This is a genomic window from Williamsia sp. R60 (assembly GCF_054063855.1).
Genome location: NZ_JBSSGR010000002.1, coordinates 629795 through 644783 on the forward strand (window position 1 = coordinate 629795; position 14989 = coordinate 644783).

A 14989-nucleotide genomic window follows, 5' to 3' on the forward strand; every position below is an offset into this window, starting at 1 on the left:
CGGCGGCCGGTTGTCAGAGGCCCGTGATAGATGTCGGCCGTGACCTCTTCGTCGTCTGCGCGCCCCCGTTCGCCGTTGCTGCAGGTGCGCCGGATCTGGGCCGAGCCGGAGGCTCAAGCCGATCTGCGCGGCCAGCAGGTGCTCGCGCGATTCCCCGACGCCGAGATCATCGACGTCGAGTCGCACTGGCAGATCCCGTCGTTGCATGGCAATGAGGGCAATGTCAATCGATGGGTGAGGGTCAAGACCGAAGATCTTGTCCTCGGTGTGAAGAAGTCGCTGACGGCGCGACCCAACGGGAGGTCTGCTGACTGGATCGCGCCGTCGGCGGCCAACGGGTGCGCCATGGCCTGCGCCTACTGCTATGTGCCGCGCCGGAAGGGTTACGCCAACCCGGTCACCGTGTTCACCAACATCGACGCCATCATCGGCTACCTCGGCAGGCACATCCGGCGGCAGGGCGCCAAGCCCGCGCCCAACCAGTGCGATCCGGATGATTGGGTCTACGACATCGGCGAGAACAGCGACTGCAGCGTGGATGCGACCATCAGCGACAACGTCGCCGACCTCATCGCGTTCTTCGCCAGACAGGCCGGCGCCAAGGCCAGCTTTGCCACCAAGTACGTGAACCGGGACCTGCTCGACCTCGACCCGCGGCGGGGCACCCGCATCCGGTTCTCGCTGATGCCGGAGGCGGACTCGAGGTTGCTCGACATCCGTACGTCGACCATCGACGACCGCCTCGCGGTGTTGAACGACTTCGTCGACGCCGGGTACGAGGTGCACCTGAACTTCTCGCCGGTGGTGCTCTCGGCCGGATGGCGGGAGCGCTGGACGGAGCTGCTCCGCCGTCTGGGCGATGCGACGGATGAACGTTTCAAACAGCAGGCGGCAGTCGAGATCATCACGCTCACCCACAACCGCGACCTGCACGAGGTGAACCTCGGCTGGCACCCCAAGGCCGAAGAGGTGTTGTGGACTCCGGGCATCCAGCAGACCAAGCGGTCGCAGTCGGGCGGAATTAACGTGCGGTATCGCAACACGGTCAAAGCCGACGCCGTGCACACGATGGTCGAGCTGATCGCGACGCACGCCCCGTGGCTGACTGTCCGCTATGCGTTCTGACCAGTCGGATCCGGATCGTCGCCGAGGGGGAGATGAAACTCGAACACGGCGCCGCGAGGGAAGTTCTCGCGAGCCGACAGGGTTCCACCCTGGCGGGTGATGATCCGGTGGCTCAGGGCCAGCCCGATGCCGTGGCCGGTCGACTTGTCGGTGAACGCGCCGTCGAAAATGCGGCCGGAAGGCATGTGTGACAAGCCTTTTCCTTGATCGGTGACGGTGAAAACGCCAAAGCCTCGCTCCCGCCGCACCGCCACCGACACCATTCGTTGCTCCGCCGGCCACTCCGCCATCTCCTCGATGGCGTTGAAACACAGGTTGAGCACCACCTGCCCGGTCAGCACCCGCTCGCACACCACTTCGACCGGGTCTTCGGCAGGTGCGTACTGCACAATGACCCCCCGCTCCCGGGCGCGCAGGTCGATGAAATAGGCACACTCCGCGACGATGTCGTTGAGGTCTGTGTGCTGCTGTGACTCCTCGAGAGTGGTGACGTACTCCCGCAGGCTCCGCACGATGTTGTTGGCCCGATCGAGTTGTCTGCGTGCATGTTCGAGCCCGCGGTGGATGTCTTCTTGCCCCGACTGGCTGTCGCCGAGGCGGCTCTGTGTACCCGCCAGGTAGTTGGTGGCGGCAGCGAGCGGCTGGGCGAGTTCATGAGCGATGGCCATGGCCATGTCGCCCATGGCGTTGTACCGGGCCAGATGATTGAGGTACTGGGCGTCACGGCGATGCGCTTGCTCGGTGAGGACGTGTTCGGTCACGTCGTGGCACAACAGCAGAGAACCGCTGAGGTCGTTCTCGATCTCGATGTGCTGACAACTACCCGAATGCCATCGCACACGTCCACTCGGCAGAGCCAGCTCATAGCGGATGCTCTCTGGCTCACCGTGGCGCGCTGTGCGCCCGAGCGCAGCCTGCACGCTCTGCCGGGATTCTCCTGGACGGCAGAAGTTGATGAACTGTGCGCCGACCAGGTCGTCGACCGACGAGTCGAGCAACGCAGCCGCTGCCTCACTGGCGTACGTGATCAGGCCGTCGTCGTCGAGGACAAGAATGCCTTCGCTCATACTCCGTAAAAAGGCCGCCAGACGTGCCTCGGTTCTGGTGAGGTCGGCCTCTGTGCGCACCAGGTTGCTACGCATCAGCGCTTCGTGTTCGATGTCGCGGAACTGGACCATCACCACCGGTCGGGCGGACAGCTCGACGCGAATGGCGATTGCCTCGGTGAGGATGACCCGGCCGCTCTTGGCCCGGTACGCCCATTCGGTGACCGCCACACCGTTGTCCGCGGCGTCCTGCAGCCACTGGCGGCCGACCGACCGCCGGTACCGGCGTTCGCGGGCACTCATGTCCGGTGCCTTCAGGGGACGCAGTTCTTCCACACTGAACTCGAGGAGTTCGGCGGCCGCCGGGTTGGCCCACAGGATGTCTTTCGTCACCGCGTCGTGTACGAGGACGCAGTACCGCAGTGACCTGACCAGGCGCTCGTAGTCGCTTGCCGTCAATTCGGGCACATCCGCCTCCTTTGCAGGCCTTCAGCATCGGGTGCCCGGGGCCGGGGTGCAAGTAAGGAATTGCTTAGTCGCCACGCGGGAAGTCCCGATACCGCGGAATCGGCCGCGTCCATAGCGTTTGCGGCAGAGCGATTTCGAACGAATGGGAGACAGCGATGACGACCGAGAGCGTGACGCAGAAGGTGTCCGCGGAACCGGCGGGTCCGGCACGAGACGCAGCTTTTGATCACGCACTCGAGGTGCTCCGAGCACGTCGCGACGAGTTCAACGAGCAGCGATTTGTGCCCAAGGACTACATCGAACTCCTCAAGCGCGCCGGGATCTACCGCGCCTCCACGCCAGCCGCGTTCGGCGGTGAGCCAGTGCCGCCCGCCGACTTCATGCGACTGATCGAGCGCATCTCCGCTGTCGATCCAGCCACGGGATGGGTCTCGAGCTTCGGTTCGGCGCTGGTCTACTTCGCGGCTCTGCCCGTCGAGACCCAGGAGAAGATCTATGCCGAAGGGCCCGATGTCGCCTATGCCGGTGGTCTTTTCCCGATGCAGAAGGCCGAAAAGGTTGACGGTGGCTTCGTCTGCTCGGGCGTATGGCAGTTCGCCAGCGGATGCCGCGGCGCGGACATCCTGGGCATCGGACTCGTCGGTGGGCCGGACACCGGAGGCAAACCACTGACCGCCCTCGTCCACCCCGACGATGTGGAGATCGTCGACAACTGGTCGGTGGCCGGGATGAAGGCCACCGGAAGCCACTCGATCCGCGCTGAGAGGCTGTTCGTCCCCGACGAGATGACCTTCGTCCGGGGCGGGGCTCCGCAGGTCGACGAACCCCTCACCCGGTATCCGTCGCTGGCCTACGCCGCGCAGGTGCTTGCGGTGGTGGCGCTGGGCGCGGCCAGGGGAGCTCTCGACCACGTCATCGAGGTGGGGGCGGCCAAGTCGTCCATCACCGGCGGTGAGGCCAAGGGCAATCGGCCCGCCTACAAGTCGGGAGTTGCCAAGGCAGAGGCGGAGTTGCGGTCGGCGCGCGCCTTCTTCTACGAGACCAGCGAGCAGGTATGGCGCAAAGCTGTTGCCGATGAGCCCATCTCGGACACGGACCGGGCGATGTTGCGGCTGTGTGCAACACACGCCGCGCATGTCGGGCGTGCTGTGGTGCTGCAGGCGTTCGACCTTGCGGGTACCGGCGCGATCTACGAGACCCACCCACTGCAGCGATATGTGCAGGACGCACTTGTCCCCGCACAGCACGCCATGCTGCAGACCCATACGTACGAGGCAGCCGGCGCGCTGATCCTCGGACTGGACGCCGGGATTCCCAGCTTCCCCTGAACGCTGCCTTCCCCAGGCATTGTGCAGCAGCAACATTCACCTCGACCAAGGAGTAGGACATCATGGCCACCGAGCCGCTACGCACACTCTTCTGCATCGGTAACAACCAGAATTTCTTCGACCTGCCGAAGTCCGAGATCGGCCCCGTCTGGGTTGCCATCTCGACGATGCTGTCGAACCTCAAGAACATGGACGGCGTCGACATCATCGGCACGTTCGACGACGATTCGCACATGGTGGGACCGTCGGACGGTTGGCCGTGGACGTGTTACGTGCTGGCCGATGTGCGTGATCAGCCGACGGTCAAGGAAGCCTGCAACCTGCTTCGCACCACCATGATCGGCGAGTACGCCCTGTGGAAGTACTTCAAGATCGAGGCCCGGATGGGCCGCGAGTTGACGATTCGCGACGACGTCGCACTTGACTGACCACACCGAGCGCCGACCACGAGGTGAACCGATGATGCGAGACGAGCACGCCACCCAGACCGGTATCGCGGTGGTGACCGGGGCGGCAGGGGGAATGGGCCGCCACATTGCCGGCCGACTGCACGCGGACGGTCATCGAGTTCTCCTCACCGACATCGCGGTCGATGCGGCCGAGTCGATTGCGGCCGAACTGTCACCCGATGGCACCACCGCACGCGCGGTGGCACTAGATGTGGCCCATCGAGCAGAGTTCGCCCGCGTGCTCGACGAGTGCCGCGAACTCTGGGGTGTACCAACCATTCTGGTGAACAACGCCGCAGTCACCCAGGCGGCCGACCTGATGACCCTCTGCGAGGAGGACTTCACGCGGGTGCTGACGACCAACGTCAACAGCATCTTCTTCGGTTGCCAGATACTCGGTGCGGCAATGGCCGAACAGAGGTACGGCCGAATCGTCAACATGGCCTCGCTTGCCGGTCAGAACGGTGGGACCGCGACAGGTGGGCACTATGCGTCGTCGAAAGGCGCGATTCTCACGGCCACCAAGATCTTTGCCCGAGAGCTCGCAGCGCAGGGGGTGACGGTGAATGCCATAGCGCCTGGCCCACATGATCTTCCGGTGGTCCGCGCAACCGTACCGCCCGAGAAACTGGATGCGGTGATCGCGGGTATCCCGGTCGGCAGGCTCGGCGACCCGGCGTTCATCGGTGACGTGGTGAGTTTGCTGACCTCTGCCGGCGCGAGTTTTGTCACGGGCGCATGCTGGGACGTCAACGGGGGTCTCTACCTTCGCTGACCTGCCGTGGGAACGACAGCGACGAGGTAGCTCTAGTCGTGGTCGACGGCGATGTCGACGTCGAAGCGCAGGACGTCACGCACCAGCGTGCTGATACTGTCCGCGTCGGTCTTGCTCTTGATCCGCGCGCGGTGCACGTCGACCGTCTTGACACTCATCCCGAGGCGGCGGGCGATGTTCTGGCTGGGTAGCCCCTCGACAACCAGGGCGAGGATCTGGCGTTCGCGAGGTGTCAGCGACGCCACCTTGACCTGCACCGCCTGCTGCAGACGGAACTGCCGGAACCTGCTGTCGGCCTTCTCGACGCCGGCCTGAACCGCGTCGAGCAGGCGCTGCGGTTCGTATGGTTTCTCGAGGAAGTCGAGTGCCCCGGCCTGAAGGGTCTTCACCGACATCCGGATGTCACCGTGGGCGGAGACGAAGATGATCGCCACGTGGGGCGCAAACGCAGTCAGCTTCTCCTGCAAACGGGTTCCGCTGATCTGGGGCATCCGGACATCGAGCACGATGCACGCCGCGTGGTCGCCGTTGTACGCCGAGAGGAACTCGTCGGCGCTGTGGAAGATCCGCGGCGTGATGCCGATGCTGTCGAGTAACCAAGCGACCGACTCGCAGAGTTCGGGATCGTCATCGACAACGTAGACCGTTGCCGGTCGTGGGTCATCGGTTGGCTGATCGGACATTTCTCCTCGGATCTCCGCATCTGGAACCTGGCAATGGAGACGAGTCGACTCTACCCTCTCTGGTGCGCGTCAGTCCTGAACCGGGGGCAGAGCCCGCAGTGCGGCTTCGAGGGCGATCGCGACGTCGAAGAGCTCGCCCTCATGGCCAGGATGGCCGATGAGCTGCAGTCCGAGCGGAAGCCCGGCGACAGTACGTGCACCGGGCACGGTCACCACCGGGGCCCCGAGTAACTGCCAAGGCCGACTCAAGACAGGCGATCCGGTGGCAGCGAGGCCGGCGGGTGCCGGCCCGAGTGCTGCCGGGCCGACGATGATCGATCGTCCGATGCGGTCCACGAGTTGCGCTCGTAAACGCTCACGTCGGAGGAGGGCCGCATCACGGTCACCCTCTGATGTGTTCCGGCCGTCGTCGATCAGCTGTCGAAGGGGATCGCTCAGAGTTCGGGAGTGCTGGTTGTACACGGCGTCGAGCGTGATGGCCGCTTCATGGGCCATCACGGTGAGGTGATCTCGGGCGAGCTCACGCACCTGGTCGTCCCACTCCAAACGTGCAGTCGCACGGCCTGCCGCACGCAAGAGCGTGGGCGCCTGCTCGATCAATCGCGCCATCGGAGGCTCGATGTCCCCGAGTGCCGTTCCATCCCAGACGAATACGGTGCCTATGCTGTCTGTGCTGCTCGGCTGCAGTTCCCGGCCGGTGAACGACGAGTACACGTACGCCAGGTCGGACACCGTGCGGGTGAGCATCCCCAGCGAATCGAGCGATTCGCTCAATCCGCACACACCTGCCAGGTCGGTTGTGCCGTGCGCGAAAACCATTCCTGCCGCGCCGCAGAACGACGCCGGCCGGGTGAGTGACCCTGCGGTTTGGGTACCCAAGGCAAGGGGCAGGGTGCCGGCTCCCAGAGCGGCTGCGGAACCGCTCGAAGAACCGCCGGGCGTGTGATCGATCGCGAAGGGATTTCGTGTCGGGCCGGGTGCGAAGTACCCGAATTCGGTTGTGACGGTTTTGCCCTGGACCACGGCGCCGAGTTCGCGCAGCCGGGCGACGCAGGGCGCGTCGGCGAGGGCAGGGTCGGCCGATGTGGTCGACGATCCGGCGCGCGTAGGGATTCCGGCGACGTCGATGAGGTCTTTGACCCCCACGGAGATCCCGCGCAGCGGCAGGGCGCCGTTGTCCCGGTCCCGGTCTCGTTCGCGTGCTTCGTTCATCGTCTCGGTCGACAGGTGAACCCAAGCCGCGATACGTGATTCGGCGCCTTCGATCTCGCCGCGGACTGCCGAGGCGAGTTCCTCGGCGGTCACGTCACCGTTGCCGACGGCGGCCGCCTGATCCTCGATCGACCGTGTCAGGTGCTCAGCGATCACCATTGTCTCCTTCATATCCGGTGCCGCCAGTGTGCCCGCCCGCGGCGACGGGGAACAGTAAAGATTTCTCTCCTACCGGTGTAGGGGAGGTGAGCAATACGTTGCTGCCAGCACAGTATCGAGCTCGCATCCTGCCCACAGGAAGGCAATCATGTCCCATCCCGCTACGGCTCCGGTGGACCCGCACGTGTTCCGAGAAGTGATGGGGCACTACCCGACCGGCGTCGTGGTGGTGACCGGCCGCGACAGTGAAGGCGACATCCTCGCGATGGTCGTCGGCACGTTCAACTCGGTGTCTCTCGATCCGCCTCTGGTGTCGTTCATGCCGATGATGACCTCGCGCACGTTTGCGAAGATGCGTGAGTGCTCGTCGCTGTGCATCAACATCCTGGGTGGGGAGCAGGAAGACATCGTGCTGACCATCGCGCAGCGTTGGGAGAACAAGCTCGATGGCATCGAATGGTTCCCCTCGCCGTCGGGCGATCCCGTGCTGTCGGAATCGATCGCATGGATCGACACGACGATCTGGAACACCGTTGAGGCTGGCGATCATTGGATCGTCCTGTGTCGGGTCAACGACATGGCGGTGGCAAACCCGGTGTCGCCTCTGATCTTCTTTCAGGGCGGCTACGGCAGTTTCGTCTCCACGTCGTTGATGGCACGCATGGATCACGAGATCCTGCCTGCCATCCACGCCGCTCACGGTGCTCGTGCCGAGGTCGAGGCGTTGGCCAACTCGATCGGATGCGAGGTGTCGGTGTTCACCGCGGTCAGCTGCGACGAGATGGCCACCGTGTTGTCTGCCACCGGGGTAGGAGTCGACCGAGAAGAAGGGCTTGCCCACCGGGTGCCGATGGTCCCGCCGATCGGGGACAGCTACGTCTTCTCCCGGCCCATCGAAGAGCAGGAGCGCTGGGTCGACAAACTGCGCGAAGCAAGTGCAGAGGTCAAGGACATGCACCGGATGCGGCTCGAGTTCGTGCGTGAGCGTGGCTACCTGCTGTCGTTCCTGCCCGTGGAGGGGAGCGCGGCGTACGACGAGATGCGAGACGCGACAAAACGTTACGAGAAGGGCCGGTTGACCCCATCGCAGGAGCGAAACATTCGCGAATCGATCGGACGGGCGTCGGTCGACTATCGGGTACGCGAGGTCGACGAGCAGCAGGTCTACGACGTCGGCTCGATCGTGTTACCGGTGCGAGATCCTGCGGGCGAGTATTCATTGACGCTGCGCCTGGGCCAGCTGCCGCCCCAGAGCACGGGGTCCACGATCAACGCCTGGCTGGACGAGGCGCGGGCAGTCGTCCGCGTGCTGGAAGCCGGATGAGGAGGAGCAGAAGATGACGACGAACACGACCGACGCCGGTCGAGACGAAGCGCTGGCGACCCTCGCCGCACGCGTCGAGGTACTCGAAGCAGAGGCCGAGATACGAAGACTGCAGGCACGTTACATGCTCTTGTGCGACACACCCTGCCCTGACCCCGGCATAGTCGATGACGCCCAGCGCATCGACGCGATCGTCGATCTCTACACCGCCGACGCCGTGTGGGAAGGAGTTGGCGAGTACTACAACGGTCAGTTCGGTCGCGCGGTGGGCCGCGATGCACTACGGGCCCACTTCCAGAACTTCTGGGGTGAGAAGCAAGATCCCGCCCTGCTGTTGAACGCGCACTACCTCACCTCGGAGCAAATCCACGTCGACGGTGACACGGCAGAGGGTCACTGGATCCACATGCAGCCGTGGTTGTTCTCCGACGGCAGGAGTCTGCTGCGGTCGAGTCGGTTGAACAACGCGTTCCGGAAAGAGTCCGGGGCCTGGAAGATATCGAGGACCCGCACAGAGAACGTCTTCATCGCGCCGCTTCCCGAGGAGTTCGCCGAGAGCTACCCATCCACCTCCGTGGTCATGAAGCCCTGAGGGCCGTTCTCACGCAGAACCTTCGGTCCGAAGAACAAACGCCCCCAAAGAACAAACGCCCCCGAGATCTCGAACGGATCCGGGGGCGTTGTTCGTGGGGTGCGCCTATACGTCGTCGTCCGCCCAGACTGCATCGGCTTCCCAGTAGTCCATTCCGCCGGCGCTGACCTTGTGACGCCAGTCAGAAGTGCGCCGCAGCGTCGGCTCGACACGGGCGGTCACCGCGTCGGCGGCGTCAGGCCCGTCGGCCGGCACCGTCCAGTGGACCCAGTTCAGCTCCCGGCCGGAAGCGTCGCGGGTGAAGAGATCGACGTGCCGCCATCCGTACCCGAAAGTGTCGTTGTAACAGGTGAGGGTCATCCGGTGCTCGCCGGCTGTGGCGGTGCGGGCTGTTGAGGTCATTTCGATTCCGTGGATCTTTCCTCGCATGGGTTGTGGCATCTACGAGTTCGGCTCTGACTGGCTGAGCATGCGGCCGGCCACTGCCCGAGTCTACGGCGGAGGAGGCTCGTCCGGGCCCACTGCGGGGGTAAGGAAATCACCTACCCGAGGTTGTGTCTTTTCTGATTTCGCACCCGGCCGTGCCCCCGTACCGTGGGCGGGGAAGGTGCGAGAAGTCGCAAGATCGCGGTAGGTGTGCGCATCCGGTGCCGCAGTGCCACAACCTGTTTCGTCTTGCGATGCACATAGTCTATCCACTGGAGCGATCACGATGACCATCGACTTCTCCGCGGAGAAGGTCTTTGACCTCCCTCCCGCCGACCTGGTGCGCGAAGATCGCGTAGCGGGCCGCATGTACACCGACCCCGAGATCTTCGAGCTCGAGATGACAAAGATCTTCGAGAAGACATGGGTGTGGGTTGCACACGAGAGTGAGCTCGCCAAAGCCGGCAGCTTCAAGTCGACGCACGTCGGACGCCAGCCTGTCATCGTCAGCCGTGACCGCAAGGGCAACATCCACACGCTGCTCAACAGGTGCCGCCACCGCGGGGCCAGCGTGTGCGAAAAGCGTTCGGGCACCACCAATGGCTTCACCTGTCCCTACCACGCATGGTCATACGGACTGGACGGAACGCTACGCGGCATTCCCTACCCCGACGGTTACGAAGACGTCATGGGCAAGGAAGGCATGGGCCTGAAGAAACTGCGGACCGAGTCGTACGCGGGCATGGTGTTCGCCACGCTCGACCATGATGCTGCGCCTCTCGAGGACTTCCTTGGCGATGCCAAACTCTGGATGGACAGATTCTTCAAGCAGGGTGGCGGTTACCCCGTCAAGGTTCTCGGCACGCACCGGTTCAAGTTCCGGGGTAACTGGAAGATCCAACTCGAGAACACCACCGACGGTTATCACTTCCCGATCGTCCACCGCTCGTGGATGGCCTCGGTCGACTCCGAGACGTCGGACATGATGAGCTTCATGACCGACCCGGCGGCCATCACCCACGACCTCGGCAACGGTCACTCGGTCATGCAGATGGTTCCCGAGCACTCCGATCTCGACATCGACGACGGCAGCGAGCCCCTGCAGGCGCGTTTCGACGGCCTGGTCTCAGAACTGAAGTCGGCCGGTCTCGACGACTCAGCGGTCCGAAAGCTGGTGCGGGCCATGCACGGAACCGGGTTCAACCTCAACCTGTTCCCGAATGTGTCGATGTCGATCTCGTTCTTCCGGGTCATCCGGCCGATCTCGGTGGACGAGACGTGGATCGAACACGTCGCGCTCGGATCGGACGGCCCGGCTGACATCGTCGGCCCGGTCAACCGTGAGCGGCTCAGGGTGCACGAGCACTTCCAGGGCCCCTTCGGCTTCGGAACCCCTGACGACGCGGAGGGCTGGGACCGCGTGCAGCGGGGCGCGATCGGCGGACCCGAACTGCCGATCATGGTCAACCGTGGTCTCGGCCGGGAACAACTTTCACCCGAGGGTTGGCCCACCTCACACGTCACAGACGAAACCGGTATGCGCGCTGCATACGGCAAATGGAAGGAGATGATGAGCGATGACTGACACGGTCACCACCCCGAAGCCCAAGTCGAAACCGAAGCCGGGGGCGTGGGCCGCCGCCACCGAGGGGCGCGATCTTCCTGTCTCCTTCGTGCCCACAACGGATCCCCGCATCGTGCGGGCCACCGACCTCATCGCGCGCGAGGCCGAACTACTGGACCAAAAGGCCTACGAGCCCTGGCAGCAGCTCTACTCCGATGATGCCCTCTACGTCATCCCGATCGACCCGGACGAAGAAGACTTCGCCAACAGCCTGAACATGGTCTACGACGACGCCCGAATGCGTCAGTTGCGCGTGACGCGGATGACCGAGGGCTACGCGATCGCGGCGGTCGACTCGGCGACGACAGCGCGCACCGTCTCGCGCTTCGTCCCGGCCGGCGTTGTCGACAGCGAGGACGGCTCCACCGTCGAGGTTCGCGCCGCGCAGGTCCTGATCGCGTACAAGCGTGGCAGGCATGACATCTGGGCAGCGAACGTCGATTACACGATTCGGGTGGCGGCGACTGCGCAGGAGGACAAGATCGTCCGTAAGGTGATTCGCCTCATCGACGGCAGGGACGAGGTCCCGGCGGCCGGATTCCTGCTATGAGCGTGCTCGTGCGGGTGGCGGAGGTCGTCGAGGAGACGCCGGACATCCGCACTCTTCGGTTGACTCGCGAAGACGGCGCCCCGTTCGTCCGATATGAGGCAGGCGCCCACATCGACGTGGTGGGCCCAACCGGTGTGCTGCGCCAGTACTCGCTGTGCAGCCCACCGAGCGACCCGTCGTCGTTGCTGATCGCCGTGAAGCGGGAGGTGAAGTCCCGTGGTGGTTCGGTGGCGTTGCACGAGGTGAGCACCGGCGACCACATCAAGATCAGCGAGCCGCGAAATCTGCTCACGATCGCGAAGGGCGCCGACCGGCACATCTTGATTGCCGGAGGCATCGGTGTGACGCCGCTGCTGAGTATGGCCTACGAGATCTATTCGTGGGGAGAAGAATTCGAGCTCCACTACTTCGCCCGATCGCGTGATCAGGCGGCATTCGTGGACCTGCTGGAGAACCGGGTCGACTTCTCGGAGCGCGTGCACCTGCATTTCGGGACACCGCGGTCGGAACAGCCCGGTGTGCTCGCCGCCGTGGCGTCAACCGCGACAAGCGCGACCCACGTCTACACCTGTGGTCCGGACGGATTCATGGAGCAGGCCGCAGCAGTGTTCGCACCGGTGGTCGGACAGGATCACGTTCACACCGAGCACTTCGTCGCGACGGTGATCGACTCGAGTGACGACAAGGCTTTTGCCGTCGAGCTGGACACCGGTGAGGAGTTCGAGATCCCGGCCGACCGGTCCATCCTCGAGGTCCTCGAGGACAACGGCATCGAGGTGTTCAAGTCCTGTGAGGAAGGCATCTGCGGTTCGTGTGTATCCGGTGTGCTCGAAGGGACGCCGGACCACCGCGACAACTGCCTGTCTGCGGCAGACAAGGCCGCGGGGAATCAGATGGCGCTCTGCGTGTCACGCGCGTTGTCGGAGAAACTGGTGATCGAGCTCTACTGAGCGAACAACCACCGATACGGGCACCACATCGTAGCGACGATGTGGTGCCCGTTTTTGTTGTGGGACTGTGTGCGGTGGCCAAACCCTCCGACTGTGGCCACTTCCTCCGGTTGCAAGGGGAGGAACTGCGTGGAGTCGGAGGCACTGTGCGTCAGCGGGTGTGGGGCTCGCGGTGTGTCGGCCTAGGTCCTCCGACTGTGGCCACTTCCTCCGGTTGCAACCAGAGGATCTGCACAAAGTCGGAGGGTCTGGGCGGCCTACAAACACAAGACACCTCCCGCGGGCTTTATGCCCGGCCGGGAGGTGCCTGGTGTCGAGAGGTCGGCGGATGCCGCCCGGATCAGCTGACCTGGGCGGAATCCGGTGTCCGCACCACGGGCGGTTTGCCGGTGAGCGCGGTGATCCGCATGTCGTCGAACGTCTCGGTGGCGTCTTTCGCACGGTCTCCGCGTGGTGCCGTCATCAACGCGACCACGATGGACACGATGAGCGCGATCGGCGCGACGACGAGAGCCGGGTTGGAGAAGCCGAGAGGAGCATCGGGGCCGTGGATTGCCGGGCTCGCGAGAATGATCGCGATCGACAACGTCAGTCCCACAACGATTCCGCTGATCACCGCAGATGCGGTCATCCGGCGCCAGTACATCGTCAACAGCAGCGCCGGCAGGTTGGCGCATGCCGCGATCGACATTCCGAGGGAGGCCAGGAACGCCACGTTCTGCTTCTCTGCCGCGAGTGCGATGAGAACACCGATGGCGCACGTGGCCACAGTGGCGATGCGGGCGGCGCGATGCTGACCCACCTCGGACACCTTGCCGCGCCGGAACACCTGCGCATAGAGATCGTGGGCGATCGCGCCCGACGTGGCGATGACCAGACCGGAGAGTGCGGCGAGGATGGTGACGAAGGCGACTGCGGCCACAAAGGCGAGAAGCAGTGAGCCACCCAATGATTCGGCCAGCTGGGCCACGGCCAGGTTTCCGCCCTTGTTCTCCTTGGCGATGTCCTCACGTCCGACGATGTTGGCGGCTCCGTAACCGAGGATCGGAATCATGAGATAGAAGGCGAAGAAGACCCAGATCGCCGTGTAGGCCGATGATCTGGCCTGCTTCGAATCCGGGACGGTGAGGAAGCGGATCATCACGTGAGGCAGGCCGAGCACACCCAAGACCAGTCCGACGATCTGCGACAGCTGATCGAACGATGCCACGTCCGACGACCGGGCCGGGCCGACAAACGACTTGCCGAACTCGCTGAGCGCCGACGAGAACGGGCCCAGGGGGTTGAAGTCGAACCGAAAGAGCACCAGCAGGAACATCGCGACCGCGCAGCAGATCAGAAGTCCCGTCTTGATGATCTGGATCCAGCTGGTCGCCAGCATGCCACCGATCATGGTGTACGCCGTGGTCAGCACGCCGATGATGAGTACTGCCACGTAGTACTTGATGTCGAACAGCAACGACACGATGAGCGCGGCTCCGACGAGCTGCGCAACCAGGTAGACGACGCTGATCACAACGGTGCTGGTGGCCATGGCCGAGCGGACGGCCGACCCCTGAAACCGCGTCGCGAGTACGTCGGCGAGGGTGAAGCGTCCGAGGTTTCGCAGGGGTTCGGCGACGATCAACATCGCGAGCAGGAAAGCGATCGGGACGAAGACAGCCAGATAGAACCCGTTGAATCCGGTGAGCGCAATGGCTCCGGTCACACCGAGAAACGATGCGGCCGAAATGAAGTCACCTGCGATCGCGACGCCGTTCTGTCTACCGGAGAGTCGGCCGCCGGCGACATAGTGGTCGGCCGCTGTCTTGTTCCGCTTGGACGCCCACCACGTGATGATCAGGGTGACCACCACAAGGGCGCCGAAGAGCAGTGCTGAAGAAAGTGTCATGAGCTGGTCTCTCCGGTGGTCAGGGCCGCGAGTCGCTGGTCGAACCGAGCCGACCAATGCGAATACCAGCGGGCGACGACGATTGCGACGACGAACTGGGCGAACGCATAGACCCACGCGACGGTGAGTCCCTGGAAGAGCACCCCGTCGAGCACCGAGGTGAATCCACCGAGAATGGGCAGCGGCAGGAAGAAAGCCAACACGGCTGCGCTCAGGGTGAGTGTGAGTCGAGTGCGCTCTCTACTGAGCGCGTAGTAGTCCGCGCGATCGGCGCGGGGGTGTTCATGCACGGTCATGGGGTACCTCTGCCGTCGGCCGCGGACAGGCCGCGACTCCGGTGATCCAGGGGGCTGACATGCCCTTTGAGATAGTTCATCGAAACTCCAA

Annotated in this window: 15 protein-coding genes; 9 read left to right on the forward strand and 6 right to left on the reverse strand. The window is 64.2% G+C overall.

What is annotated here, in order from left to right:
- The first annotated feature begins 39 nt into the window (after positions 1-39).
- Positions 40-1125, forward strand: a complete 1086-nt coding sequence (locus tag ACVWY6_RS09845; protein ID WP_457537682.1) for a spore photoproduct lyase family protein — start codon at positions 40-42, stop codon at positions 1123-1125.
- On the opposite strand, the gene ACVWY6_RS09850 is transcribed toward ACVWY6_RS09845, so the two are convergent.
- Positions 1113-2639, reverse strand: coding sequence for a PAS domain S-box protein (locus ACVWY6_RS09850; protein ID WP_457537684.1), 1527 nt, complete (start codon positions 2637-2639; stop codon positions 1113-1115). The two genes, ACVWY6_RS09845 and ACVWY6_RS09850, sit on opposite strands and share 13 nt — an antisense overlap.
- 155 nt (positions 2640-2794) lie before the next feature.
- On the opposite strand from ACVWY6_RS09850, the gene ACVWY6_RS09855 reads away from it, so the two are divergent.
- The 3 genes from ACVWY6_RS09855 (at position 2795) to ACVWY6_RS09865 (ending at position 5191) form a co-directional block, all read left to right on the forward strand.
- The gene (locus tag ACVWY6_RS09855) at positions 2795-3967 is read left to right on the forward strand and encodes an acyl-CoA dehydrogenase family protein (RefSeq protein ID WP_062795409.1); all 1173 of its coding nucleotides are present in this window, start codon (positions 2795-2797) and stop codon (positions 3965-3967) included.
- 62 nt (positions 3968-4029) lie between these two features.
- Positions 4030-4395, forward strand: a complete 366-nt coding sequence (locus tag ACVWY6_RS09860; RefSeq protein ID WP_023957167.1) for a hypothetical protein — start codon at positions 4030-4032, stop codon at positions 4393-4395.
- A gap of 31 nt (positions 4396-4426) precedes the next feature.
- On the forward strand, positions 4427-5191 hold the full coding sequence (locus tag ACVWY6_RS09865) for an SDR family NAD(P)-dependent oxidoreductase (RefSeq protein WP_457537685.1): 765 nt from the start codon (positions 4427-4429) through the stop codon (positions 5189-5191).
- 32 nt (positions 5192-5223) lie between these two features.
- Here the strand turns inward: ACVWY6_RS09865 and ACVWY6_RS09870 are convergent, their stop codons facing one another.
- Complete coding sequence (locus tag ACVWY6_RS09870; RefSeq protein ID WP_457537687.1) at positions 5224-5874, reverse strand: response regulator transcription factor; 651 nt, start codon at positions 5872-5874, stop codon at positions 5224-5226.
- Positions 5875-5943: 69 nt separating this feature from the next.
- The gene (locus ACVWY6_RS09875) at positions 5944-7245 is read right to left on the reverse strand and encodes an amidase (protein ID WP_457537688.1); all 1302 of its coding nucleotides are present in this window, start codon (positions 7243-7245) and stop codon (positions 5944-5946) included.
- A 148-nt stretch (positions 7246-7393) separates the two neighbouring features.
- Here ACVWY6_RS09875 and ACVWY6_RS09880 point away from each other — a divergent pair, with 148 nt between their 5' ends.
- Positions 7394-8569: a flavin reductase family protein gene (locus ACVWY6_RS09880; RefSeq protein ID WP_457537689.1), complete on the forward strand. Its 1176-nt coding sequence runs from the start codon at positions 7394-7396 to the stop codon at positions 8567-8569.
- Positions 8570-8582: 13 nt separating this feature from the next.
- On the forward strand, positions 8583-9161 hold the full coding sequence (locus tag ACVWY6_RS09885) for a nuclear transport factor 2 family protein (RefSeq protein WP_457537691.1): 579 nt from the start codon (positions 8583-8585) through the stop codon (positions 9159-9161).
- A gap of 105 nt (positions 9162-9266) precedes the next feature.
- Here the strand turns inward: ACVWY6_RS09885 and ACVWY6_RS09890 are convergent, their stop codons facing one another.
- Entirely contained in the window at positions 9267-9563 is a 297-nt protein-coding gene (locus ACVWY6_RS09890; RefSeq protein WP_457537692.1) for a hypothetical protein, read from the reverse strand.
- A 310-nt stretch (positions 9564-9873) separates the two neighbouring features.
- Here ACVWY6_RS09890 and ACVWY6_RS09895 point away from each other — a divergent pair, with 310 nt between their 5' ends.
- From ACVWY6_RS09895 to ACVWY6_RS09905, 3 genes are read left to right on the forward strand one after another with little or no spacing between them, the layout of a single operon-like run.
- Positions 9874-11172 carry an aromatic ring-hydroxylating oxygenase subunit alpha gene (locus ACVWY6_RS09895; protein ID WP_457537693.1) on the forward strand — a complete coding sequence of 433 codons (1299 nt, stop codon included), beginning with the start codon at positions 9874-9876 and terminating at the stop codon, positions 11170-11172.
- Positions 11165-11761, forward strand: coding sequence for an aromatic-ring-hydroxylating dioxygenase subunit beta (locus ACVWY6_RS09900; protein ID WP_457537695.1), 597 nt, complete (start codon positions 11165-11167; stop codon positions 11759-11761). Before ACVWY6_RS09895 ends, ACVWY6_RS09900 begins: the two co-directional genes overlap by 8 nt.
- Positions 11758-12711: a PDR/VanB family oxidoreductase gene (locus ACVWY6_RS09905; RefSeq protein ID WP_457537697.1), complete on the forward strand. Its 954-nt coding sequence runs from the start codon at positions 11758-11760 to the stop codon at positions 12709-12711. The genes ACVWY6_RS09900 and ACVWY6_RS09905 overlap by 4 nt, the downstream gene beginning before the upstream one ends.
- Positions 12712-13051: 340 nt before the next feature.
- Here ACVWY6_RS09905 and ACVWY6_RS09910 read toward each other — a convergent pair whose 3' ends face one another.
- Positions 13052-14602 (reverse strand): solute symporter family protein, encoded by a 1551-nt coding sequence (locus ACVWY6_RS09910; RefSeq protein ID WP_457537698.1) that lies wholly within the window; start codon positions 14600-14602, stop codon positions 13052-13054.
- Positions 14599-14898 carry a DUF485 domain-containing protein gene (locus tag ACVWY6_RS09915; RefSeq protein WP_400725034.1) on the reverse strand — a complete coding sequence of 100 codons (300 nt, stop codon included), beginning with the start codon at positions 14896-14898 and terminating at the stop codon, positions 14599-14601. Before ACVWY6_RS09915 ends, ACVWY6_RS09910 begins: the two co-directional genes overlap by 4 nt.
- Between the last annotated feature and the right edge of the window lie 91 nt (positions 14899-14989).